This is a genomic window from Frondihabitans sucicola, from assembly GCF_030296615.1.
Taxonomy (GTDB): Bacteria; Actinomycetota; Actinomycetes; order Actinomycetales; family Microbacteriaceae; genus Frondihabitans; species Frondihabitans sucicola.
This window is the reverse complement of the sequence record NZ_AP027732.1, coordinates 287,736-310,571: the sequence shown is the minus strand read 5'-3', so window position 1 is coordinate 310,571 and position 22,836 is coordinate 287,736. Positions and strand designations below refer to the sequence as shown.

General features: G+C 70.2%; 13 protein-coding genes and 3 pseudogenes. 10 read left to right on the top strand and 6 right to left on the bottom strand.

Annotated elements, in window-relative coordinates; translation table 11 throughout:
- Entirely contained in the window at positions 1-1,269 is a 1,269-nt protein-coding gene (locus QUE79_RS01605) for a sugar ABC transporter substrate-binding protein (protein ID WP_286345126.1), read from the bottom strand.
- Between the two features lie 231 nt (positions 1,270-1,500).
- On the opposite strand from QUE79_RS01605, the gene QUE79_RS01600 reads away from it, so the two are divergent.
- Positions 1,501-2,553, top strand: a complete 1,053-nt coding sequence (locus QUE79_RS01600) for a LacI family DNA-binding transcriptional regulator (protein WP_286345125.1) — start codon at positions 1,501-1,503, stop codon at positions 2,551-2,553.
- A gap of 119 nt (positions 2,554-2,672) precedes the next feature.
- On the opposite strand, the gene QUE79_RS01595 is transcribed toward QUE79_RS01600, so the two are convergent.
- Together QUE79_RS01595 and yczE are read right to left on the bottom strand one after the other, a co-directional pair.
- Positions 2,673-4,886 (bottom strand): APC family permease, encoded by a 2,214-nt coding sequence (locus QUE79_RS01595; RefSeq protein ID WP_286345124.1) that lies wholly within the window; start codon positions 4,884-4,886, stop codon positions 2,673-2,675.
- Positions 4,887-4,950: 64 nt separating this feature from the next.
- A complete protein-coding gene (gene yczE / locus QUE79_RS01590; protein WP_286345123.1) occupies positions 4,951-5,613 on the bottom strand; it encodes a membrane protein YczE in 663 nt (220 codons plus the stop codon).
- A 142-nt stretch (positions 5,614-5,755) separates the two neighbouring features.
- Between yczE and QUE79_RS25035 the strand changes: the two are divergent.
- Positions 5,756-9,003, top strand: a pseudogene (locus QUE79_RS25035) (efflux RND transporter permease subunit).
- A 212-nt stretch (positions 9,004-9,215) separates the two neighbouring features.
- Here the strand turns inward: QUE79_RS25035 and QUE79_RS01575 are convergent.
- Positions 9,216-9,731, bottom strand: coding sequence for a macro domain-containing protein (locus QUE79_RS01575; RefSeq protein WP_286345122.1), 516 nt, complete (start codon positions 9,729-9,731; stop codon positions 9,216-9,218).
- Between the two features lie 238 nt (positions 9,732-9,969).
- Here QUE79_RS01575 and QUE79_RS01570 point away from each other — a divergent pair, with 238 nt between their 5' ends.
- Complete coding sequence (locus QUE79_RS01570; RefSeq protein WP_286345121.1) at positions 9,970-12,213, top strand: DEAD/DEAH box helicase; 2,244 nt, start codon at positions 9,970-9,972, stop codon at positions 12,211-12,213.
- A gap of 224 nt (positions 12,214-12,437) precedes the next feature.
- Here QUE79_RS01570 and QUE79_RS01565 read toward each other — a convergent pair whose 3' ends face one another.
- Positions 12,438-12,944 carry a mycothiol transferase gene (locus QUE79_RS01565; protein ID WP_286345120.1) on the bottom strand — a complete coding sequence of 169 codons (507 nt, stop codon included), beginning with the start codon at positions 12,942-12,944 and terminating at the stop codon, positions 12,438-12,440.
- A 68-nt stretch (positions 12,945-13,012) separates the two neighbouring features.
- A complete protein-coding gene (locus QUE79_RS01560) occupies positions 13,013-13,528 on the bottom strand; it encodes a MarR family winged helix-turn-helix transcriptional regulator (RefSeq protein ID WP_286345119.1) in 516 nt (171 codons plus the stop codon).
- A gap of 122 nt (positions 13,529-13,650) precedes the next feature.
- On the opposite strand from QUE79_RS01560, the gene QUE79_RS01555 reads away from it, so the two are divergent.
- The 7 genes and pseudogenes from QUE79_RS01555 to recQ form a co-directional block, all read left to right on the top strand.
- Positions 13,651-14,121, top strand: coding sequence for a DIP1984 family protein (locus tag QUE79_RS01555; RefSeq protein WP_286345118.1), 471 nt, complete (start codon positions 13,651-13,653; stop codon positions 14,119-14,121).
- Positions 14,122-14,652: 531 nt separating this feature from the next.
- On the top strand, positions 14,653-15,810 hold the full coding sequence (locus tag QUE79_RS01550) for an exonuclease SbcCD subunit D (RefSeq protein WP_286345117.1): 1,158 nt from the start codon (positions 14,653-14,655) through the stop codon (positions 15,808-15,810).
- A pseudogene (locus tag QUE79_RS26070) lies at positions 15,810-16,235 on the top strand (AAA family ATPase); the annotation flags it as partial. The gene QUE79_RS01550 and the pseudogene QUE79_RS26070, both read left to right, overlap by 1 nt.
- A gap of 104 nt (positions 16,236-16,339) precedes the next feature.
- A complete protein-coding gene (locus QUE79_RS26065) occupies positions 16,340-18,967 on the top strand; it encodes an SbcC/MukB-like Walker B domain-containing protein (RefSeq protein WP_434011024.1) in 2,628 nt (875 codons plus the stop codon).
- 92 nt (positions 18,968-19,059) lie between these two features.
- Positions 19,060-19,488, top strand: coding sequence for a GNAT family acetyltransferase (locus QUE79_RS01535; RefSeq protein ID WP_286345115.1), 429 nt, complete (start codon positions 19,060-19,062; stop codon positions 19,486-19,488).
- 72 nt (positions 19,489-19,560) lie between these two features.
- Positions 19,561-20,505 (top strand): CPBP family intramembrane glutamic endopeptidase, encoded by a 945-nt coding sequence (locus QUE79_RS01530; protein ID WP_286345114.1) that lies wholly within the window; start codon positions 19,561-19,563, stop codon positions 20,503-20,505.
- Positions 20,502-22,352, top strand: a pseudogene (gene recQ / locus QUE79_RS01525) (DNA helicase RecQ); the annotation flags it as partial. The gene QUE79_RS01530 and the pseudogene recQ, both read left to right, overlap by 4 nt.
- Between the last annotated feature and the right edge of the window lie 484 nt (positions 22,353-22,836).

Genomic DNA, 22,836 nt, shown 5'->3' with positions numbered 1-22,836 from the left:
CTACTTCGCGAGGACCGCTGCGAAGTTCTTCTGGAACGTCGCGAGCAGCGCCTTCGGGTCGCCTGTCTTCAGGGAGGGCAGCTGGGTGTCGAACGCCGTCACGACGTCGGCGGAGCCGTCCTGGTTGGGCACGCCGTCAGCGAAGGCGACCGAGTCGAGGAACGGCACGAGGGCCGCGTTCTGCGACTTCCACGTGGAGGCGGCCGACTGGATCGACGGGAGCACCCCGAACTGCTTCGAGAAGCTGAGCTGCTGAGAGGCGCTGGTCAGCTTCTCGACGAGCTTGAGCGCTGCGGCCTGGTTCGGGCTGTCTTTCGCGATGCCCCAGCAGTTGGTGAACTGGAGGGTGCCCTTGCCCGCAGGTCCCGCGGGCATCTCGGCGACCTTGTACTTGATGTTCGGGTAGTCGGTCTGGAGCGCACCCGTGAGCCAGTTGCCCTCGACGGTCATCGCAGCCAGACCCTTGCCGAACGACTCGCCGCCCCAGCCGGTGCCCTGGTCGGTGGAGAACTTCGCGGAGCCCGCCTTGAGCATGTCCTGCACGTACGAGAGGCCCTTGGCGTTGGCCGCGGAGTCGATCGTCGCCTTGGTGCCCTTGGCGTTCGTGATCGTGCCGCCCGCCTCGGCCATGAACGCGCCGAGGCGCTCGTACTGCGGGCTCATGGCGAGTCCGACGTGGCCGGACGTGGTCAGTTTGGCGGCGACCGTCTTGAGCTGGGCCCAGGTGGTGGGCACGTCGGCGTCGGTGAGGCCCGCCTGCTTCCACATGTCGGTGTTGATGACCAGGCCGAGGGTCGAGACGTCTTTCGGCGCGCAGTAGAACGTGCCGTTGACCGTGAAGCTCTTGACGAGCGTCGGGTAGAAGTCGCTCTTTTTCGGCAGCATCTTGCCGTAGGCCAGCAGGTCGCCGGCCTTGGCGTACCCGGCGACGGCCGAGCTCGCGACGTAGAACACGTCGGCCGGCTTGCCGGAGGCGAAGCCCTGGGCGAGCTGCTGATCGAGGCTCGAGGCGGCAGTCACCGAGGCCTTGGTGCCGCTCGACTTCGACCACGACGACACGGCGTCGGTGACGGCCTTCGTCTCGGCCGGGCCGGACGAACCGATCAGCACGCTCAGCGCGGTGTCCTTGTGGGTGAGATCTTTGGTGCTGGCTGCGGAGGTCGAGCCCGACGAGCTCGAGAATCCGGAACCGCAGGCCGTGAGGCCGAGGGCCGTCGCGGCCGCGAGCGCGCCGATGGCGAGCAGGCGGGAGGACTTGCGTCGTTGCATGGTGTTTCTCCTTGTGTGTGGTGCATCGCGGCTCTGCGAGGTGATCGTCAGCGCCTCGGCGTCTGCTCCGGCGTTGCTTCGGTGCAAGAATTTGAACGATCAAACTTTCTGAGCAAGACTGTAGGCCGCGGCGTCCCGACCTGTCAAGGCGCAGGATCCTGCGCCCTCCAGAAGAGGGAAACAGTCCGGTAACGTACGGGTCAGGTGCAGCAGGCTCACAAGGAGGTGCCCGTGTCAGCTCCAGCCAAGCGGGGTGGCGTGCTTCGCCAGCCCACGGTGTACGACGTGGCCGCCCTCGCAGGCGTCTCGCGGCAGACCGTGTCGAACGTGCTCAACGCGCCCGACATCGTGAAGGGCGCCACTCGGGAGCGCGTCGAGCACGCCATCAAAGAACTCGGCTATCGGCCCCACGCCTCGGCTCGTCGCCTCCGCACCCGCAAGAGCTCGACGATCGGCATCCGGCTCGACCCGGTGACCAACGGCATCTCGGGATCGGTGCTCGACCGGTTCCTGCACGCCGTGACCGAGCAGGCCGACGCTCGCCGCCTGCGGATCCTGCTCTTCACCGCCACCGATCCGGAAGACGAGATCCGCCAGTTCGAGCGTCTGCTCGACGGGGCCGACGTCGACGGCTTCGTGCTGACCTCCACCACCTACGACGACCCTCGGACGGAGTGGCTGATCGCGCAGGACGCCCCGTTCGTCACCTTCGGACGGCCCTGGGGTGTCGACGACATGGCCGACGGCGCGCACCGCTGGGTCGACGTCGACGGGCGGCACGGGCTCGCCGAGGCGACGCGCTCGCTGCTCGAGCTCGGCGCTCGGCGCGTGGCCTACCTGGGCTGGCCGTCGCCGTCCGGCACCGGAGACGAACGCCGCCGCGGCTGGCGCGAGGCCATGGAGGCGGCGCCGTCTCCCCTCGACTCCGCGACCCTGGACGACCTCCAGCTGGCCTGCGAGGACGGCGTCTCGCTCGCGTCCGACGCGGTCCGAGGTCTTCTGGCGCGCGGCGTCGAGTTCGACGGAATCGTCTGCGCGAGCGACTCGCTGGCTCTCGGAGCGCTCATGGTGCTCGGAGCCTCGGTCCCGATCGTCGGCTACGACAACACGCCCGTGGCCAGCGCCGTCGGCCTGCCGAGCGTGGAGCAGCCGCTCGAGCAGGTGGCCGCCGCGGCGCTGGAGCTGCTGCTGGACGACGTGGCCGACGAGCCGGTGCTGGGAGACGTCGCCTCGGCGGGCGACCCGCGGCACCGTCTGCTGCGCCCCCAGGTCGTCTGGCGCTGAGAACTGCTCGGCACCCTCGGCCATGCGCGGCTTGCCGCTCGCTTTCGCCGACGGCGGTCGGTTGCGCACGACGAACGTGGAGGGCTTGGGCGGGGGGCGGAGCCGGGTGGGAGGGGCCGTCAGCGGCCGGCGGACCCGTCGTCCTGCGACTTCTTGGAGGGCGCCGACGCGCTGTTGCGGGCTGTCGAGCGCGCGGCCGCGGCCTTGCGGCGGGCCTTCGAGGTGGAGGCCTTGCCGGCTCCGGCGAACTCCTTGTGAGCTGCCGCTGCCGCGGCGTCGGCGGCTTCCTGCGCCTGGTGGGCAGCGGCCGCGTTCGCGTGCGCGGTCCGGGGCAGCGGCTTGGCCGGACGGACCGGTTCACCGCGGCGATCCTGCCCGGGAAGGAAGCGCGAGCGCCGGCCGTAGAGGAGCTCGGAGGAGTCGAGGAGCCACGGCACCAGCGCGACCGTGACGCCGTGCGCGAGCATCAGGCGCTGGCGGATGCGGCGCGAGCGGTGGTTGTGCAGCAGCGACTCCCACCAGTGGCCGACGATGTAGATCGGGGTGTAGACGGTGACGACCTCGGCGCCGAACTCCTCGCGGTGCGCCTTGATGTACTTGATCACCGGCACGGCCACGTCGCGGTACGGCGACGGGATGATGATGAGCGGGATCTCGATGTTCATGTCGTCCCACTGCTTCTGCAGCTTCTCCGTCGCCTCCTGCTCCACGCTCACGTGGATGGCTTCGAGCGAGTCGTGGCGCGCAGCGATGGCGTAGTCGATCGCCTTGAGCACGGGCTTCTGCATCTTGCCCACGAGCACGATCGCGTGGTCGCCCGACGCGCCGAAGGTCGTCGTGGCATCGACCTCCACCTCGACGTCGACGTCGCGGTAGTACCGGTTCACACCGAGCATGAGGGTGAAGAGGATCGGCATCACGACGAAGACGATCCAGGCGCCGTGCGTGAACTTGGTGATCGTGACGACGACGAGGACCGTGAAGGTCAGGATCGCTCCGATCATGTTGATCGTCAGCGACCGCTTGATCTGCCCCCGGTCGACCGTCAACGGGTCTTTCAGCAGGCGGATCCAGTGCCGGACCATGCCCGACTGTCCGAGCGTGAACGACACGAAGACGCCGATGATGTACAGCTGGATCAGCTGGGTCACGTTGGCGCGGAAGATCAGCATGATCACGCTGGCGATGATCGCGAGCACGATGACGCCGTTGGAGTAGATGAGGCGGTCGCCGCGGCTGTTCAGGGCCTTGGGGGCGTAGGTGTCGCGAGCCAGGATGGAGCCGAGCAGCGGGAAGCCGTTGAACGCCGTGTTGGCCGCGAGGAGCAGGACCGCCGCCGTGACGGCCTGGATGATGTAGAACGGCAGGCTCCCGGCGCCGAAGACGCTCGTCGCGATCTGCGAGATGAGGCTGGGTTGCGGAGTGTTCGCGCAGTTCTTGAGGCCGATCAGGTCGCAGGAGGCCTCCGCGTAGTGCACCTTGGAGATCAGGGCGACGCTCACGAGACCGGCGAACAGGACGATCGCGATACCGCCCATCAGGGCCAGGGTCTTCTGCGCGTTCTTGACCTTGGGATACCGGAAGGCCGGCACGCCGTTGGCGATGGCCTCGACTCCGGTGAGGGCCGAGCAGCCGCTCGCGAAGGCGCGCAGCAGGAGCAGGATGAACGCGGCGTGGGCCACCTGGTCGCCGTGCACGGTGAAGTTCGCGCTCTCGGCCACGGGCGGGTTGCCGGCGGCGGTGCGGATGAGGGCGACGACGATCATCACGAACACGCTCGTGATGAAGAGGTAGGTCGGCACGGCGAAGGCCTTGCCCGACTCGCGGACCCCGCGGAGGTTGACGGCAGCGAGCAGGATCACGAAGAAGATCGCCATCTCGACGCGGATCCCGTTGAGCTCGGGGACGGCGGAGATGATGTTGTCGACGCCCGACGCGACCGACACGGCGACGGTCATGACGTAGTCGACGAGCAGGGCCGAGGCGACGATGAGGCCGGGCTTCTCGCCGAGGTTCTTGCGCGCGACCTCGTAGTCGCCGCCGCCCGAGGGGTAGGCCTTGATGAGCTGGCGGTACGACAGGACGACGACGATGAGCAGGATCACGACGGCGGCTGCGACACCCGGAGCAAGCGTGAGGAACCCGACGCCACCGATGAGCAGGATCATCAGGAGCTCCTGCGGCGCGTAGGCCACGGAGCTGAGCGGGTCGCTCGCGAAGATGGGCAGGGCGAGATGCTTCGGGAGGAGTTGCCCCTCGAGCTTCTCGGAAGACAGGGGTTCGCCGATCAGCCAACGCTTGGGAGACCGTACGTCGTTAGTCACGAGCCGCAAGCCTAATCCTGTCGAAGGGCCTGTCAACACTGGACGCCAGCAGGGTATTCCCCCAATTCCCGGGTCAGGAGACGCGCGACCTCGAGTCGGTCTTCGAGGGCGCCGGTGCTCCGGGTGATTTCGGGGCCGAGGAGGCGTCCGGCACGCGCAGCCACGGGATGGTCCTGCCCACCATCGGCCCGATGAGCGCGGCGAAGGCCACCGTGCCGACGCCGACGCTGCCGCCCAGGAGCCAGCCGACGAGGAGGACGGTCCCCTCGACCAGAGTGCGCGCCAGCCAGAGGGGCCAGCCGAGGCGCGAGTGCAGCCCCGTCATGAGACCGTCGCGTGGGCCGGGGCCGAGGCGCGCGCCGATGTACAGGCCCGACGCGAGGGCGAGGACGACGAGCCCGGCGGCGAACTCGAGGGCCTGCGGCCACCACCCGTTCGCGCTCGGGAACCAGGCCAGCCCGACGTCGATCGCGGGCCCGACGAGGGCGACGTTGAGGAGTGTGCCGAAGCCCGGGCGCTGCCGGAGCGGGATCCAGGCGAGAAGGACGAGTGCGCCGATGATCACCGTCAGCGTGCCGAAGCTGAGGCCTGTGCGTCGCGAGATCCCCTGCGTGAGGACGTCCCAGGGGTCGAGGCCGATGTCGGCCCGGATCATCAGGGCGGCGCCCAGGCCGTAGGCGAACTGGCCGACGAAGAGCTGCAGGATGCGACGGGTCCAGACGAGCGAGGAGGGCATGCCGCTACTGTCCTCGGTCGAGTGCCGCGGCCCAAGAGCCAATCGGGCCCGAGTGGACCTCGCCGCTTCAGCGAGCCTTCAGCGCCACGGGTGTTCGATAAGAGCACCGTCCCCTCTCCCTCTCCTCACTTCCGGAGCGTCCGTGCATCTCCTCTCGGTCTTCAGCCTGCGCAACCGGGCGCTCATCGCTCTCATCACGATCGTCGTCGCGATCTTCGGTGGCTACGCGCTCACCTCCCTCAAGCAGGAGCTGATCCCGAACATCACGCTCCCGCAGATCGCGATCGTGAGCGCCTACCCCGGCGCATCGCCCCAGGTGGTGAACGACAGCGTCTCGAGTCCGATCGAGAAGGCGATCCAGGTGATCCCCGGTCTCCAGTCGACCACCGCGACGTCGCAGACCTCCGAGAGCAACATCTCGGCCTCCTTCGCCTACGGCACCGACCTCGCGGCGACCGAGGAGAAGATCCAGCAGGCGATCGACACCGTCTCGCTGCCCGACAGCGTCAACACCCAGGTCGTGAGCGGCAGCCTCGACGATCTGCCCGTCGTGCAGCTGGCCGTCACGGGCGGCCCGGCCGACAAGCAGAAGCTCGTCGACGACCTCACCAATATCACCGTGCCTGCCCTCCAGAAACTCGACGGCGTCCGGCAGGCCTCCGTGTACGGCGACGCCGGCCAGCGCGTGACCATCGAGCCGGTGGCGTCCAAGCTCGCCGCCGTCGGGCTGACCACCTCGGCGATCAAAGACGCCCTCGACGACAACGGCAGCCTGGTGCCCGGCGGGCAGATCACGCAGAACGGCAAGACCCTTTCGATTCAGGCGGGTCAGAAGCTCACCGGCGTCGACCAGGTGAAGGGGCTGCCCCTGAGTGGTGCGAAGTCGCCGCTGACGGGCGCCCTCGATCCGACCACGATCGGCGACGTCGCCACGGTGAAGCTCACGAGCGCACCCGTCACCTCGATCTCGCGCGTCGACGGCAAGGACGCCCTGACCGTCGCGGTCACCAAGACGCTCGAGTCGAACACCGTCGACGTGTCGACCCTGATCCGCGATCAGATCCCCTCGCTCGAGACGAACCTGGGCGACGGTGCGAAGATCTCCGTCGTCTTCGACCAGGCCCCCTTCATCCAGCAGTCGATCGACAGCCTCTCCACCGAGGGGCTGCTCGGTCTCGTGTTCGCAGTGATCATCATCCTGATCTTCCTGCTCTCGATCCGGTCGACGCTGGTCACCGCCATCAGCATCCCGACCAGCGTGCTCATCACGTTCATCGGCCTGCTGGCCACCGGCTACACGCTCAACATCCTCACCCTGGGTGCTCTCACCATCGCCATCGGCCGCGTCGTCGACGACTCGATCGTCGTCACCGAGAACATCAAGCGGCACCTCGTGCCGGGCGCCGACCGCGTCCACGCGATCACCTCCGCCGTGCGCGAAGTCGCCGGCGCCGTCACCGCCTCGACCATCACCACGGTCGTCGTGTTCCTGCCGCTGGCATTCGTGCAGAGCGAGGTCGGCGAGCTGTTCCGGCCGTTCGCCCTGACGGTCGTCATCGCGCTGCTCGCGTCGCTCTTCGTCTCGCTGACGATCGTGCCCGTGCTCGGCTACTGGTTCATGCGCGCGCCGAAGGCCCACAAGCACGCCGATGCAGTCGCGAGCGAGGCCGAGCTCGAAGGAGACGCCCTGCCGACCTCCGCCGTCGACTACGTCAACGGGCGGGGCCGCGGCGTTGATGCCGGAGGTGCCGGTGCCCGTCGTTCTGGTCCTCGTGGTGCTTCTGCTCCGGGCTCCGGGGCTCCGGCCGACCGGCTGGATCGTCTGCGCCGCGCCTACCTGCCGATCCTCACGGGCACTCTGCGGCATCCGGTCGTCACGATCGTCGTCGCGGTCCTGGTCCTGGGCGGATCCGGTGGCGCGGCGCTGCTCCTCAAGACGAACTTCCTCGGCTCCAGCGGGCAGAACACGCTGGCCGTGTCGCAGGTGCTCCCGGCCGCATCCAGCCTCCAGACGCAGTCGGACGCCGCGAAGAAGGTCGAGAAGGTCCTCGGGTCGACCAAGGGCGTCGAGACGGTCCAGCTCACCATCGGGTCGAGCGGCAACTCCCTCGCGTCCTTCTTCGGCGGAACCGGCGGCAGCACGGTGACCTACCAGATCACCACCGACGAGAACGCCGACCAGGACGCCCTGACGGCCTCGCTGCGCACGAAGCTCGCCGCGGTGAAAGACGCGGGCGACATCACCGTCGAACCGTCGAGCGGCTTCGGGTCGAGCAACGACATCGAGGTCGACGTCACCTCGAACGACGCCGCGACGCTGCAGACGGCCTCCGAGCGTGTGCTCAAGGCCATGCAGGGCCTTCCTCGACCGCGAGCGCCACGTCGAACCTCGCGGCCGCGCAGCCGCTCATCGGTGTCGTCGTCGACCGGGCGAAAGCGGCCTCGTACGGGCTCACCGAGCTCGAGGTCGGTGGCCTCGTGTCGCAGGCCGTCCAGCCGTTCGACATCGGCTCGCTCGAGATCAGCGGATCGACGGTCGACATCTACACCATTCCGACCGCGCCGCCGACGACTCTCGACGGGCTGAAAGGCATCAAGATCCCGACGGCGACGGGCACCGTGCCGCTCTCGTCGATCGCGAGTGTCAGCCAGACCGACGGGCCCACCTCGATCACCACCGAGAACGCCGTCCGCAGTGCGACCATCACGATCACGCCGTCCTCCGACGACCTCTCGTCGGCCAACTCGCAGGTCACCAAGGCGCTCGACGGGGTCAGCCTGCCGAAGGGAGCCGACGCCACCATCGGCGGCGTCACCGCCCAGCAGGGCACGGCCTTCCAAGACCTCGGCATCGCCCTCGTCATCGCGATCCTGATCGTCTACATCGTCATGGTCGCGGCCTTCAAGAGCCTGCTCCAGCCGCTCCTCCTGCTGGTGTCGATCCCGTTCGCGGCCACCGGCGCGATCCTGCTCCAGCTCATCGCGAACATCCCCCTCGGCGTCCCGTCCCTCATCGGCGTGCTGATGCTGGTGGGAATCGTGGTGACGAACGCGATCGTCCTCATCGACCTCGTCAACCAGTACCGACGCAAGGGGCTGCGGGTGCGCGAGGCGCTCATCGAGGGCACGTCCCGGCGACTCCGCCCCATCCTGATGACCGCCCTCGCGACGATCTTCGCCCTGACGCCGCTGGCCCTCGGGCTCACGGGCCACGGCAGTTTCATCTCCCAGCCGCTCGCCATCGTCGTGATCGGCGGCCTGGTGTCGTCGACGGTGCTGACGCTGATCGTCCTGCCGATTCTTTACTACCTCTACGAGCACTCGCGCGAGAAGCGGGCTGATCGTCGGGCTACTGCTACTGCTGCTGCTTCGTCGGAGGCCGCGGACTAGCTCGCCGGGATCGCCGTTGGGTCGTGCGACGGTCGCGTCGGGCCGGTCGACGTGCGATCCCGCCGCCCCTCGGTCGTCGGCGGGCGCCCGCGGAGCGCGTCGGGCCGTGAGATGGCTGGTTCTGTCGGGTGCGGCGAGCTGTCCCGACAGAACCAGCCATCTCGCGAGATCTCCGTCGGACCAGGCACCAGGGCACGGTGCCCGACCGCACATCAGGCGACGGCGGCCGTCAGCACGTCGAGGTCGGCGGCACTGTGGGCGACCAGGGTCACGCGGCTGACGCTCGTCGCCGGGTGGGCCGCGAGCCACGCGCGGACGGCGGCTACGGCCACACCAGCTGCCTGCGTGACCGGGTAGCCGTAGACGCCGGTCGAGATCGACGGGAAGGCGACCGATTCGAACCCGCCGCCCGCCACGAGCTCGAGGGACCGGCTGTAGCAGGAGGCGAGGAGTCGCGACGCTTCGGCGGGGGAGTGGCTCCGATAGACGGGGCCGACCGTGTGGATGATCCTGCGGGCCGTCGTGATGCCGTAGGCACCGGTCATTCTGGCATCGCCGGTCGGGCAGCCTCCGATCCGGCGGCATTCGACGAGGAGCTCGGGCCCTGCCGCGCGGTGGATGGCGCCGTCCACGCCCCCGCCGCCGAGGAGACTCGAGTTGGCCGCGTTCACGATGACGTCGGTGGGATAGACGGTGATGTCGCCCTGCCGGACGAGGAGTTCGGTCATCCCTCCGTTGTAGCCCGCCCACTTGATCGGGGGACAGGCGTCGAGTAACGTAGGCAAGTCGGCTCGAGACACCGCGGGATGCCGCGGTTGGGTTTGTATGTCTCCGGGGCCGGAATCTCAGCGATCTGCTGAGACGAAATCACGCGGTGACCATTTAACTACCGCGAACGGTCCCTGGCCAATGGCTGCCCGGGTGCTTTTCATTTATTGCGTCACCTGACAGAACCCAGGAAGAACCATGTCTCCTTACGACAAGTCCGCCTCCGCGCGCCCCAAGTCCGACCGATCGGCTCCGAAATCAGGATCGAAGAGCCCCAAGCACCGCGGGTACCGCCCCGAGGCCGAGGGCGCTCCCGTCAAGAAGCGCTGGGACGCCGCCGACCGCGACGCCCGTGGCAACAACCGCTCCGGTGACGCCGGCCGCAGTGACACCCGAGGCGCCGGTCGCCCCAACTGGGAACCGCGCAAGCCCGCCGGTTCGAACCCTCGCTTCGGCGGCAACCGCGAGGACCGCGACGCCCGCAACGGCGCCCGCGGCACCGACCGCTACGAGCGTCCGGCCCGCGGCTACGACCGTGACTCGCGTCCGGCCCGCGACGACCGCGCTCCCCGCGACGACCGCTTCGACCGCCCGGCCCGTTCCATCGACCGCGCCGACCGTGCCGCCCGCGGATACGATCGTCCTGCTCGCTCGTTCGACCGTGACCGCCCGGCCCGTAACGACCGCGCCGACCGCCCGGCGCGCGGCTACGACCGCGACACGCGTCCGGCCCGCGGCGTCGACCGTGACGAGCGCGGCAACCGCCCGCCCCGCGACGACCGCCCGGCCCGCTCCTACGACCGCGACGACCGTGCGCCCCGCAACGACCGTTTCGACGGCAGCAGCCGCCCGGCTCGCACCGACCGCGACGACCGTCCCGCACGCTCGGACCGCCCGGCCCGCAGCTTCGACCGCGACGAGCGCAGCAGCCGTCCGGCTCGCGACGACCGCCCGGCCCGCTCCTACGATCGCGACGAGCGCAGCAGCCGTCCGGCTCGCGACGACCGCCCGGCCCGGTCCTACGACCGCGACGAGCGCAGCAGCCGTCCGGCTCGCGACGACCGCCCGGCCCGCTCCTTCGACCGCGAAGACCGTGCGCCCCGCAACGACCGTTTCGACGGCAGCGGCCGCGCGGCTCGCACCGACCGCGACAGCCGCAGCAGCGACTACTACCCGAAGCGCGATACGCACTTCACCCCCGAAGACGACGTGAAGCTCGAGAAGCTCCAGGCCGAGGTCATCACGGCCGGCGAGGTCGCGGGCAAGACCTGGGGCGACCTGGGCCTCGGCGACAACCTGACCCGTCAGCTGATCGCGATGGGCGCGCCGTCGCCGTTCCCGATCCAGGCGGCGACCATCCCCGACGTCATCGCAGGCAAGGACGTCCTCGGCCGCGGCCGCACCGGCTCCGGCAAGACCATCGCCTTCGGCGCACCGCTGGCCGAGAAGCTCCTCGAGCACGGCGGCGCCAAGGACCGCAAGATGGGCCGGAAGCCCCGCGCGCTGATCCTCGCGCCGACTCGTGAGCTCGCGATGCAGATCGACAACACGGTGCAGCCGATCGCTCGCTCCGTCGGTCTCTTCACGACTCAGATCTACGGCGGCGTTCCGCAGCAGCGCCAGGTCCACTCCCTCCAGCGCGGCGTCGACATCGTCATCGGGACTCCCGGGCGCATCGAAGACCTCATCGAGCAGGGCCGTCTCGACCTGAGCGAGGTCACCGTGACCGTCCTCGACGAGGCCGACCACATGTGCGACCTCGGCTTCCTCGAGCCGGTGCAGCGCATCCTCCGCGAGACCGCGACGGTCACCCGTCACGGTGCGCGCGCTCAGAAGCTCCTCTTCAGCGCCACCCTCGACAAGGGCGTGGCCAAGCTGGTCGACGAGTTCCTGACCGACCCGGCCGTCCACGAGGTCGCCGGTGAAGACCAGGCCTCCTCGACGATCGATCACCGCGTGCTCCTCATCGAGCAGCGCGACAAGAGCGCCATCATCGAGCAGCTCGCCCAGGGCAAGGGCAAGACCCTCGTCTTCGCTCGTACCCGCGCCTTCGCCGAGCAGCTCGCGGATCAGCTCGAAGACGCCGGGATCGCGTCGACCAGCCTCCACGGAGACCTGAACCAGTCGCGACGCACGCGCAACCTCCAACTGCTCACCTCGGGTCGCGTCAACGTGCTCGTCGCAACCGACGTCGCTGCCCGCGGCATCCACGTCGACGACATCGAGCTGGTCATCCAGGCCGACGCTCCCGACGAGTACAAGACCTACATGCACCGCTCCGGCCGCACCGGCCGCGCCGGCAAGGAGGGCACCGTCGTCACGCTGATCACGCGCGCTCGCCGTCGCCGGATGGAAGAGCTCCTCGACCGCGCCGAGATCAAGGCGAAGATGGTCGACGTCCGCCCCGGCGACGTGCTCCTCGACGAGCTCGCCGGCGCCTAGCCGGCGCTTCGCCTCGACGGGCGTCCCCTTCGCGAAAGCGGGGTGGGCGCCCGTTCTGCGTCTGGGCATGCCCCTGCCCCTGCCCTTCGTTTGCCTCTGCCCCTGCGGTGGCGCGGCGAAAGGGCGGAAATGCACGCTTTCTGCGCTCGGAGCGAGCAAATCAACCCACTCGTTGCGGTAGCACGGGATCCTGCGGCCCCGGCGCACGGAAATGCGGGACGCCGCTACAGCCGGTCGAGGATGCCGCGCGCGTAGCTGGCCTGGCCGGCGTGCTGCACGCAGTCGTCCACGATGCTGACGAGGCGCACGCCGCGGGTGACCGGGGGATTCCAGCCGGGGTCGACGACGTCGTCGAGATCGGCCTCGGTGAGGCCCTCCAGGTAGCCACGAGTGCGAGCGGTGACCGCGTCGAGGTAGCCCGTGAGGAGGTCGGCAGTGGCGACGACGCGCGCGACGTCGCCGGCGCTCATGCCGTAGCCCATCTCGTCGGGGCCGAACGGCAACTCGAAGCGGTCGTACCAGCCGTCGGTCGTCCAGACCTCGTCGGAACCCTGGAGGTCGGCGATCTGGACGTCTTGGCCGCGCGCAGTGTGCCAAACGAGCCACGCGATCGTGTTGGTGCCGGGGCCGGGGCGTGCGGAGAGCTGCTGAGCGTCGAGATCGGCCGTCGCGCGGTCGATGATCGAGGGGATGCGAGTGAACGATTCGATGAGGAGTTCGGCAGGCGTCATGCACCTACGCTACGACCGGCCGCCGACAGCCGTTCAGATCGCCGCCCGCGTGCGAGAGGGGGCGCCCCTCAGCTCTCTGACGGCTCGGAGGACCCCGAGCCGGCCGTCAGCGCCGCGGCCAGGTCGCGGAACAGCTGCGACATCGCGTCGAAGGACGCCTCGGGGATGACGCGGGCGAGAGCGCAGCGGTAGACGTCGGCCACGGTCGCGACAGCGGCGTGACCGCCGGGAGTGACCTGCAGGATCACGCTGCGCCGGTCGGTCGGGTGAGCCTCGCGAAAGAGCGTGCCGGCTTCGACCATGCGGTCGACGAGGCTCGTCGTGGCACCGGTGGACAGCTCGAGGAACTCGGCGACCTGTTTCGGCGTCGCGCCGTGCTCGCCGGCTTCGGCGATGAAGAACAGGGCGCGGATGTCGGTGGCTCCCATCGCGAGTTCTTCGCTCTTGTGGATGATCACGCGCCCGTGTTGCAACTGCATGAGCCGGAACGAGTGGAGGAGCTCGCCGAGCTTCTCATCGGAGGCGGACGTGGTCGACGGCACAGCGGTGGCCGGCGTGAGCTTGTGTGCCTCGCTGGTGGTCATGGCTTCTCCTGGGGCGAAAGTGCTTCGAACATCGAGATATCTTAGTCTAGCTGATTACTCGACAATCGAAATACCCCGAACGAGGGCAGCGCTCGGCCACCGGGTCGTGCCAGGATGCTGGCATGAAGCTCGCCGAAGCACTCATCAACCGGGCAGATCTGCAGAAGCGCGTCGAACAGTTGCGCCAGCGGATCGTCAGCAACGCGCGGTACCAGGAGGGCGAAGAACCCGGCGAAGACGCCGGCGCACTGCTCACCGAGATCGGCGGGGTGCTCGACGCGCTCGAGCAGCTCGTCGTCGCGGTCAATCTCACGAACGCCTCGACCATCCTCGACGACGGCCGCACCATGACCGAGGCCCTCGCGCACCGCGACGTCCTCCGCACCCGGCACGCCGTGCTCGTCGCCGCGGCAGACGCCGCCGCGGGCGCCGGAGAGTTCGGCGGCTACCGTCAGCTTCGCAGCGAGCTGCGGCAGATCTCGGCCCTGCCCACGGCAGCCGTCCGATCGCAGGCCGACGACGTCGCTCGGCGCCTCCGTGAGCTCGACGTCCTGATCCAGCAGGCGAACTGGGAGGCCGATCTGGCCGATTGAAAGCCGCCCGTCGGCAGGCGGGCAGAGCGAGCGCGGTGAGTCGGTAGACGCCACCGGAGCGAGCACGGAGCCGACGAGGCGGCGGCCAACCCGCCTCACCTGTCCCCGCGATGGGCAGCGGACCGCGTCACGCACGCACAACTCAGCCCAGCACCTCTCACAGGTGACACCGCAGGAACAACACCTCATCACCCCGTGCTGGCCGAGGGCGTCGAGGGCGGGATACGGGGATCTCACCGCCGGCGAGAGGTGCCCACTGCCGCCCGCGGTCGGCGCACTCGGCGCGGAGAGCGCCTCCTGCCCCGCCCGCGAGAGGTGCCCACTGCCGCCCGCGGTCGGCGCACTCGGCGCGGAGAGCGCCTCCTGCCCCGCCCGCGAGCGGTGCCCATTGTCGCCCGCGGTCGGCGCACTCGGCGCGGAGAGCGCCTCCTGCCCCGCCCGCGAGCGGTGCCCACTGCTCCTGTCGGGCGAGCAGCGATGTCGGCGGGGCTGGGTACAGTGACGAGCGTTCCGATCTCGAGAGGCGACCGCTTGCGCATCCTGCACACCAGCGACTGGCACCTGGGGCGCACCCTGCACGGCGTCGACCTGCTCGAGCACCAGCGAGCGTTTCTCGATCACCTCGTCGAGGTCGTGCGCGAGCGCGAGGTCGACGTCGTGCTCGTCGCGGGCGACGTCTACGATCGAGCGATTCCCGCGGTTCCGACCGTTCGGCTGCTGTCGGAGGCGCTCGGGCGCCTGAGCGAGGCGGCCACCGTCGTCGTCACGCCGGGCAACCACGACTCCGCCGTGCGACTCGGTTTCGGCGCCGGGCTCATGCGCGACGGCGTCCACCTGCTCGCGTCGGTCGAGGCGCTCGACGAACCCGTCGTCGTCTCCGATGGCGACGGCCCGGTCGCCTTCTACGGACTGCCCTACCTCGACCCCGATTCGGTGCGCGGACTGCTCGCGGCCGACGGTGACGAACCGCTGGCGCGTTCGCACGACGCCGTCGTCACGGCGGCGCTCGACCGGGTGCGGGCCGACCTCGCGACGCGTCCTGGTACGCGTTCCGTCGTCCTGGCCCACGCCTTCGTCGTGGGTGGCACCGCTAGCGAGAGCGAGCGAGACATCCGCGTGGGCGGGGTCGACTCCGTGCCGTCGTCGTCGTTCGAGGGCTTCGACTACGTGGCGCTCGGGCACCTCCACGGGGCGCAGTCGATCGGCACGGGCTCTCCCGTCATCCGGTATTCGGGCTCGCCTCTGGCCTTCTCCTTCGGAGAGAAGAACCAGGTCAAGTCGTCGGCCCTCGTCGACCTCGATTCAGACGGTCGAGTCGAGGTCGAGTTGATCCCGGCTCCGGTACCCCGGCGGCTGGCCGAAGTGACCGGCGATCTGGCGACCCTGCTCGGCGGTGAGTTCGACGACCTGCGCGACGCCTGGCTTCGGGTGTTCGTGACCGACCCCGTGCATCCTGCGAACCTCCACGCCCTCGTGCGCGACCACTTCCCCTACGCCCTCGCCATCCAGCACACCCCCGTCGGCGGGGTCTCCGTGAGCGATCGCCGAGCGGTCGCGGCCGACGCCGACCCGGTCGAGGTCGCGGTCGACTTCGTCGCCTTCGCCACGGGCGGCGCACCCACCGAGACCGAGGCGGCGGTCCTGCGCACGGCCTACGAGACGGCGCTCGCGCGCGAGACGAGCCTCTGATGGATCTCCATCGGCTCACCCTGCGCGCCGTCGGCCCCTATGCGGCCGAGTACTCCATCGACTTCGCGGCGCTCGGCGCCTCCGGCGTCTTCCTTCTCGAGGGGCCGACGGGCAGCGGCAAGTCGACCATCATCGACGCGATCGTCTTCGCCCTCTACGGCGGGCTCGCCGGCTCCTCGTCGAGCGACGACCGGCTCCACAGCCATCACGCCGCACCGACCGTCGAGCCGTACGTCGAGCTCGTCTTCGAGACGACGTCCGGCGTCCACCGCATTCGTCGCACCCCGGCATGGGACCGCCCCAAGACCCGCGGAACAGGCACGACCCGGGTCAACCAGGCCGTGACACTCGTGCGCCTCGCGAGCCCCGACGCGACAGACGGCGAACCCCTCTCGTCGCGCGCACAAGAGGTCGGAGTCGAGATCCGCAGGATCATCGGGCTCACGAAAGAGCAGTTCCTCCAGACGATCGTGCTTCCGCAGGGGAGTTCGCGCGCTTCCTCGGCGCCAGCGGTGAAGACCGACGGCTGGTGCTGCAGTCGCTGTTCGGCACCGAGATCTACGACCGCACGACCGACGAACTGGTGGCCAGGCGTCGCGCGGCCCACGCGTCCGTCGCGGCGGCCGAGGTGGCCGTCGCCGAGGCGCTCGCCGGGCTCCGCGGGGCCGCGGGCGACGACGAACTCGAGGCCGCCGAGGCCCGCGACGCCGTCCAGTCGTTCGGTGCCGCCGCTGTCGCCGCGACCGCGCTCCGCGATGAGGCGCGGGCCGCACGAGACGCCGCAGAAGTCGCGCGGTCGGCCCAGGTGAAGCTCGCCGAGGCGCTGACTCGGCGAGCCGTCCTGCTCGATCGTCGGCTCGCGCTGACCGCGATCCACGAGGATGTCGACGACGAGCGGTCCCGCCTCGAGGGCGGTCGACGCGCAGCACCGGCGCAGGGGCCCGCGGCCGCCCTCGCTGCGGCTTCGAGTGCTCTCGAACGGGCGGGTGAGGTGTTCTCGCGTGCCGAGGCGGAGCATCCTGCCCTGGCCGCCCTGGCTCTCGATCAGCTGGTCGAACGGCGCGACCGGGCTGTGGCCGATGTTGAACGCCTGCAGGCCCTCGCTGCCGTCGAGGCGACCCTCGGCGACCGGCGGGCGGCGCACGAGCGCGACGTCGCTGCCCTCGGCGTCAGGCGCGACGGCCTGGCCGCAGACGGGGAGGCGCTCGCGAGGCGCGCGCTTACTCGTGTCGAACTCGCCGAGTCGGTGGAGGCAGCGGCAACGAGCGCCGGCGCGCTCGACCCCGCCCGGACGGCGCTGCGGGAGGCGCTGGCGGCACTCGACCGAGTGCGTCGACTCGCCGAGCTGCGGGTGGCTGCCGCAGACGCCTCGGCGCGCGTGGCCGATGCGGCCGCGCACGCCCACGCGGCGGTCGACGCAGAGACCGCGCTCCGTCGACGCCGGATCACCGGCATGGCCGGCGAACTCGCTCTGGCTCTCGTCGACGGCGAACCGTGTTCGGTGTGCGGCGCGACCGCCCATCCCGCCCCGGCCCCGCTCGTCGACGACCACCCCACGTCCGACGATGTCGAGCGGGCAGAGGCCCACCGGGGCGCCGCCGAGCGGAGCCTCGGAGAAGCGCGCGACGAGGCGAGCGCCCTGGCCGGCCGTCTCGCCGACGCCGTGGCGGCCGCTCGCGAGAGCGCTGTTGTCGCCGACCGGAGCGTCGCCGACGGCAGCATCCTCGACGAGAGCGTCACTGACGCGACCCCTGGCAACGTCGTCGACGACCGGATCGCGGACACCAGGACAGCCGACGACAAGACCGCCGACGAAGCCGCCCCCGGCGATCCGGTCGCGGGCATGGCTCACGCCGCAGAAGCCGTCGACATCGCTGCCCTCGAAGCTGCGGCCGACCAGCGGCTCGCCGGCGCGCGGGCCGCGCTCGCGACGGCCGAGGATGCCGTCGAAGCGCACGACCGGCTTGTGGCCGAGGTCGCGACGTTCGACGCCGAGACGGGCCGTGCGAGCGAGATCCTGCAGGCTTCTCGGGTCGCGCTGGCTGCCGAGTCCGCTCGTCTCGACGGCGTTTGGGAGGCGATCGACGAGTCCACCGGGGCGGTTGCGGCGGCGCTCGCCGATCACCCGCCCGGCACCGACATCGTGGCTCTCGTCGACGCCGCACGCCGAGAGCGAGGGGCGTGCACGACGCTCGTCGACGCCCGTCGCGCCCTCGACCGTGCTGGCGACGATCAGCGCGAACGCGCGGCCGAACTCGCCGCTGCCGTCGAGAGGGCCGAATTCGACTCCGCCGCTGAGGCGGCCGCCGCGCTGGTCGACCCCGTCGAGCTCCGCCGCCTCGAGGCGAGCGTCGGCGAGTACGACCGCGAGTCGGCGGTCGTCGCAGCCGGGCTCGCCGCACCCGACGTGGCCGAGCTGACCGGCGACGAGCACCCCGACGTCGAGGCCGCCGCGGCGGCAGCGGCCGAGGCGTCGTCCGTCGCCTCCGTGCTGGCCGACGAGGCCGCCGTCGCCCTCGACCGCGCCGAGCGCTCCGACCGTGCTCTCCGGGCGTTCGACGCGGCTCTCACCGCCGAGCAGTCCGTCGCTGCCGAGACGCGCGCCGTGGTCCGAATGGCCGACGTCGCTGCCGCCGCCGGCCCCGAGAACCGCACCGGCGTCACGCTCGGCACCTACGTCCTCCTGCGGCGCTTCGACGACGTCGTCGCTGCCGCCAACTCCCGCTTGGGAGTCATGTCGAGCGGCCGCTACCAGCTCGAGGCCTCCGACCGCGAGACCTCTTCGCGAGCTCGCAAGACCGGACTCGCGCTCGCGATCCGCGACAACGCGACCGACACCACGCGCGATCCGAAGAGTTTCAGCGGTGGCGAGACGTTCTACGCCTCGCTCAGCCTCGCCCTCGGCCTGGCCGACGTCGTCCAGGCCGAGGCCGGTGGCATCGACCTCGGCACGCTGTTCGTCGACGAGGGCTTCGGCACGCTCGACCCCGAGACGCTCGACTCGGTCATGTCCGAGCTGGGGCGGCTCTCCGCCTCGGGTCGAGTCGTCGGAATCGTCAGCCACGTCGAAGATCTCAAACAGCGGATCGCCGACCGCATCGAGGTGCGCCGGCGCCCCGACGGTTCCTCGGTCCTGACGTCGACGGCCGGCGTCTGACGGCGACGGGATCGGGCGCCGGGAGGTCCGGCGCCGCGCTCGGCGGCTCTGCCACCAGGCAGAGCGGCTCTGCCACCGGGCAGAATGGAGCGATGCTGATCCGCCCGTTCCGTGAGGAAGACACCGAAACCGTCGTCGCGCTGTGGGAGACCTGCGGCCTCACCCGCCCGTGGAACGACCCTCGCCGAGACATCGCTCGCAAACTCCGCGTCCAGCGCGAGCTCTTCCTCGTCGGCGTCGACGGCGCAGGCGACCAGGATCCCCTCATCGCGACCGCCATGGCCGGTTACGACGGCCACCGGGGCTGGGTGTACTACGTGGCCGTCGCGCCCGACCACCAGGGCGAGCGGCTCGGTGCGCAGCTGATGGCAGAGGCCGAGCGCCTGCTGCTCGAGCTCGGCTGCCCCAAGATCAACATCCAGATCCGTTCGGGCAACGACCGGGTCATCGGCTTCTACGAGCACCTGGGCTTCACCCCCGACGGAGCCCTCGGCTTCGGCAAGCGCCTGATCGCCGACTGAGCGGCCCCGCGCCGAGCGGGCGGGACCACCCGGGCACGGGAGCCTCCCGATCCTGCGCGCTACCCTCGGTGGGTGAGTCTCGCCTACCACCGGCTGTTCCGCGCCCGGTCGACCTACCGCTGGTGGAAGCCGCTGGTCGCGTTCGTCGTGGGCATCGGGTTCTACTACGCGCTGCAGATCGTCTACCAGTGGATCGTGCTGCTGATCGTCGGTTCCGTCGGCGGCGCAGGGGCCCGCACCGAGCTTCTGAAGGCCTGGAACCACAACCAGCAAGACGCCTCGAACCCGCTCGTGATGCTGTTCACGCTCGGCTCCCTCGCGACGATGCTGCCCTCGGTGATCATCGCGGTCAGGATCCTGGGGCTCGGCTCGTTCGGAACCCTCGCTTCCGTCAGGGGCAGGATCCGCTGGCGCTGGCTCGCCCGGTGCATCGTGCCCGGGCTCGTCTACCTGGCCGTGACCTTCGGCCTGAACTACGCGGTGCCGGCGTCGTGGCAGGGCGAATCGAACAGCAGCGGGCAGGCGACGCCGCTCGTTCCCCTCCTGGTCTCGATCCTGCTGATCCTGCTCTTCGTGCCTCTTCAGTCGGCCGGCGAGGAATTCGCCTTCCGCGGCTTCGGCATGCAGACCTTCGGCTCCTGGTTCCGGTGGCCGGTCGTCGGCATCGTCGTGCCGACCGTGGGCTTCGCGTTCGCCCACAACTACAACGCGTGGGGCAAGCTCGACGTCGCCGCGCTGGGCGTGTCGTTCGCCTACCTGACCTGGCGGACCGGTGGTCTCGAGGCCGGCCTCGTCGGCCACGTGCTCAACAATCTCCTGGTCTTCATCCTCGCGGCTCCGGTCGTGGCGACGTCCCAGTCGGACGGATCGCCCGCGGGTGCGGCCATCACGGTGATCTCGTCGGCGGCCTACGTCCTGATGGTGACCTGGGTCGCCCGCAAGCACGAGCCCGAACGCGTCAGCCCTGTGGACAACCCGGGCGCCACGTCGGTGGTCTCTCCTAAACTCGCCGAGTGACTTCCACCAGTACCCTCGACGATCGGCCGGGCTCCCCGCAGCCCCTCGACGTGCTCCACAGAGTGTTCGGGTACGACGCGTTCCGCGGCAATCAGGCGGCCATCATCGACCAGGTCGTCTCGGGCGGCGACGCGCTCGTTCTCATGCCCACCGGTGGCGGCAAGTCGCTCTGCTACCAGGTGCCCGCGCTCGTCCGCGACGGCGTCGGCATCGTCGTCTCGCCGCTCATCGCCCTCATGCAAGACCAGGTCGACGCCCTCGAGGCCGTCGGCGTCCGCGCGGCCTTCCTGAACAGCACCCAAGATCCTGACGCCCGTCGCCTGGTCGAACAGGCTTTCCGCTCCGGTGAGCTCGACATGCTCTATCTCGCGCCCGAGCGCCTCAAGCTCGAGTCGACCAAGCAGCTGCTCGACCAGGGCACGATCGCCCTCTTCGCCATCGACGAGGCGCACTGCGTCGCGCAGTGGGGGCACGACTTCCGCCCCGACTACCTCGAGCTCTCGGTGCTGCACGAGCGCTGGCCCGCCGTGCCGCGCATCGCTCTCACGGCGACCGCGACCGAGCAGACTCACCGCGAGATCTCGTCGCGGCTGCAGCTCGACGGGGCTGCGCATTTCGTGGCCGACTTCGACAGGCCCAACATCCAGTACCGCATCGAGGCGAAAGACCAGCCGCTGAAGCAGGTCCTGCGCCTCATCCAGACCGAGCACGCGGGCGACGCGGGCATCGTCTACTGCCTCTCGCGCAATTCCGTCGAGAAGACGGCCCAGGCGCTCGTCGCCAACGGCATCCCGGCGCTGCCGTACCACGCGGGTCTCGACGCCGGCACCCGCCAGCGAAACCAGTCGCGGTTCCTCCGCGAAGACGGCATCGTCATGGTCGCCACGGTCGCCTTCGGCATGGGCATCGACAAGCCCGACGTGCGTTTCGTTGCTCACCTCGACCTGCCCAAGTCCGTCGAGGGGTATTACCAAGAGACCGGCCGCGCCGGCCGTGACGGCCTGCCCTCGACCGCCTGGCTCGCCTACGGCCTGCAAGACGTCATGCAGCAACGCCGGATGATCGACCAGTCCGAAGGCGACGCCGAGCACCGCCGCAAGCTCAGCGTGCACCTCGACGCGATGCTCGCCCTCTGCGAGACCGTCGAGTGCCGGCGCGTGCAGCTCCTCGGGTACTTCGGCCAGGCGTCCACCGCCTGCGGTAACTGCGACACCTGCCTCAACCCGCCGACCGCCGTCGACGGCACGGTTCCGGCGCAGAAACTCCTGTCGACCATCGTCCGCCTCAAGCGCGAGCGCAACCAGCAGTTCGGCGCCGGCCACCTCATCGACATCCTGCTGGGCAAGAACACCCCGCGCATGGAACAGAACGGCCACTCCGCCCTCTCGACCTTCGGCATCGGCACCGAACTGAGCGACGTCGAGTGGCGCGGCGTCGTCCGCCAGCTCCTCGCGCAAGAACTCCTCGCGGTGTCGCCCGACGGCTACGGCACGCTGCTCCTGACCGAGGGCTCGACGGCCGTGCTCGGCGGTTCCCGACCCGTGCGCCTCCGCAAAGAGCCGGCGCGCGCTGCGCGGTCGTCCCGCACCGGCCGCGGTCGTTCCTCGGCGCCCGTCGACCTGCCCGCCTCGGCCGTTCCCCTGTTCGAGTCGCTGAGGTCGTGGCGCTCTCTCACGGCCAAGGCCTCCGGCGTGCCGGCCTACGTCGTCTTCGGCGACGTCACCCTTCGCGGCGTCGCTGCCGCCCAGCCCACCTCCTTCGACCAGCTCGCCGCCATCTCCGGCGTCGGCCAGAAGAAGCTCGACACCTACGGCCAGCAGCTGCTCGACCTCGTGGCCGGTGGTGCGCCGGAGGCCGTTGCTGGTGGTGGTGGTGGTGGTGGTGGTGGTGGTGCTGGTGCTGGTGCTGGTGGTGGTGTTGGTGCTGGCGTTGGTGGTGCTGGTGCTGGTGCTGGTGCTGGTGCTGGTGTTGGCGGGAGCGCGGGTGCGGGTGCACGTGCTGGCGCCGGGGCGCGAAGCGGTGCTTCGGGTGGTTCGGGCGCCGGTGGCTCGCTGGCCGGTGGTTCGACGCGCGGTGGCCCGGCTCCGCGCAGCAGGCGGAACGGTGCGGCCGCGGCCGCGTCTTCTTCGCCGGTCTCGAGTTTCTCGCCCGACCCCGATCCGGCTCTCGACGACGCCGGCTGGCCCGATGCGCCACCTGACGACCCCTACGACGAGTCCGTCCCGCCCGACGACTGGCGCTGAGTCGCCGCCGCCCGCCGCGGTTCCCCGGTCCGGCTGCCCGCGTGCGCGAGATCGCGCTGCCTGTGGGCTGTCGGGCTACGGGGCTGCG

Bases quoted from the DNA above. Each gene is read 5' to 3' on its own strand.
- QUE79_RS01565 (WP_286345120.1), bottom strand. From the start codon at position 12,944: ATGACGCCTGCCGAACTCCTCATCGAATCGTTCACTCGCATCCCCTCG.
- QUE79_RS01570 (WP_286345121.1), top strand. From the start codon at position 9,970: ATGTCTCCTTACGACAAGTCCGCCTCCGCGCGCCCCAAGTCCGACCGA.
- QUE79_RS01555 (WP_286345118.1), top strand. From the start codon at position 13,651: ATGAAGCTCGCCGAAGCACTCATCAACCGGGCAGATCTGCAGAAGCGC.
- QUE79_RS01575 (WP_286345122.1), bottom strand. From the start codon at position 9,731: ATGACCGAACTCCTCGTCCGGCAGGGCGACATCACCGTCTATCCCACC.
- QUE79_RS01560 (WP_286345119.1), bottom strand. From the start codon at position 13,528: ATGACCACCAGCGAGGCACACAAGCTCACGCCGGCCACCGCTGTGCCG.
- QUE79_RS01605 (WP_286345126.1), bottom strand. From the start codon at position 1,269: ATGCAACGACGCAAGTCCTCCCGCCTGCTCGCCATCGGCGCGCTCGCG.
- yczE (WP_286345123.1), bottom strand. From the start codon at position 5,613: ATGCCCTCCTCGCTCGTCTGGACCCGTCGCATCCTGCAGCTCTTCGTC.
- QUE79_RS01535 (WP_286345115.1), top strand. From the start codon at position 19,060: ATGCTGATCCGCCCGTTCCGTGAGGAAGACACCGAAACCGTCGTCGCG.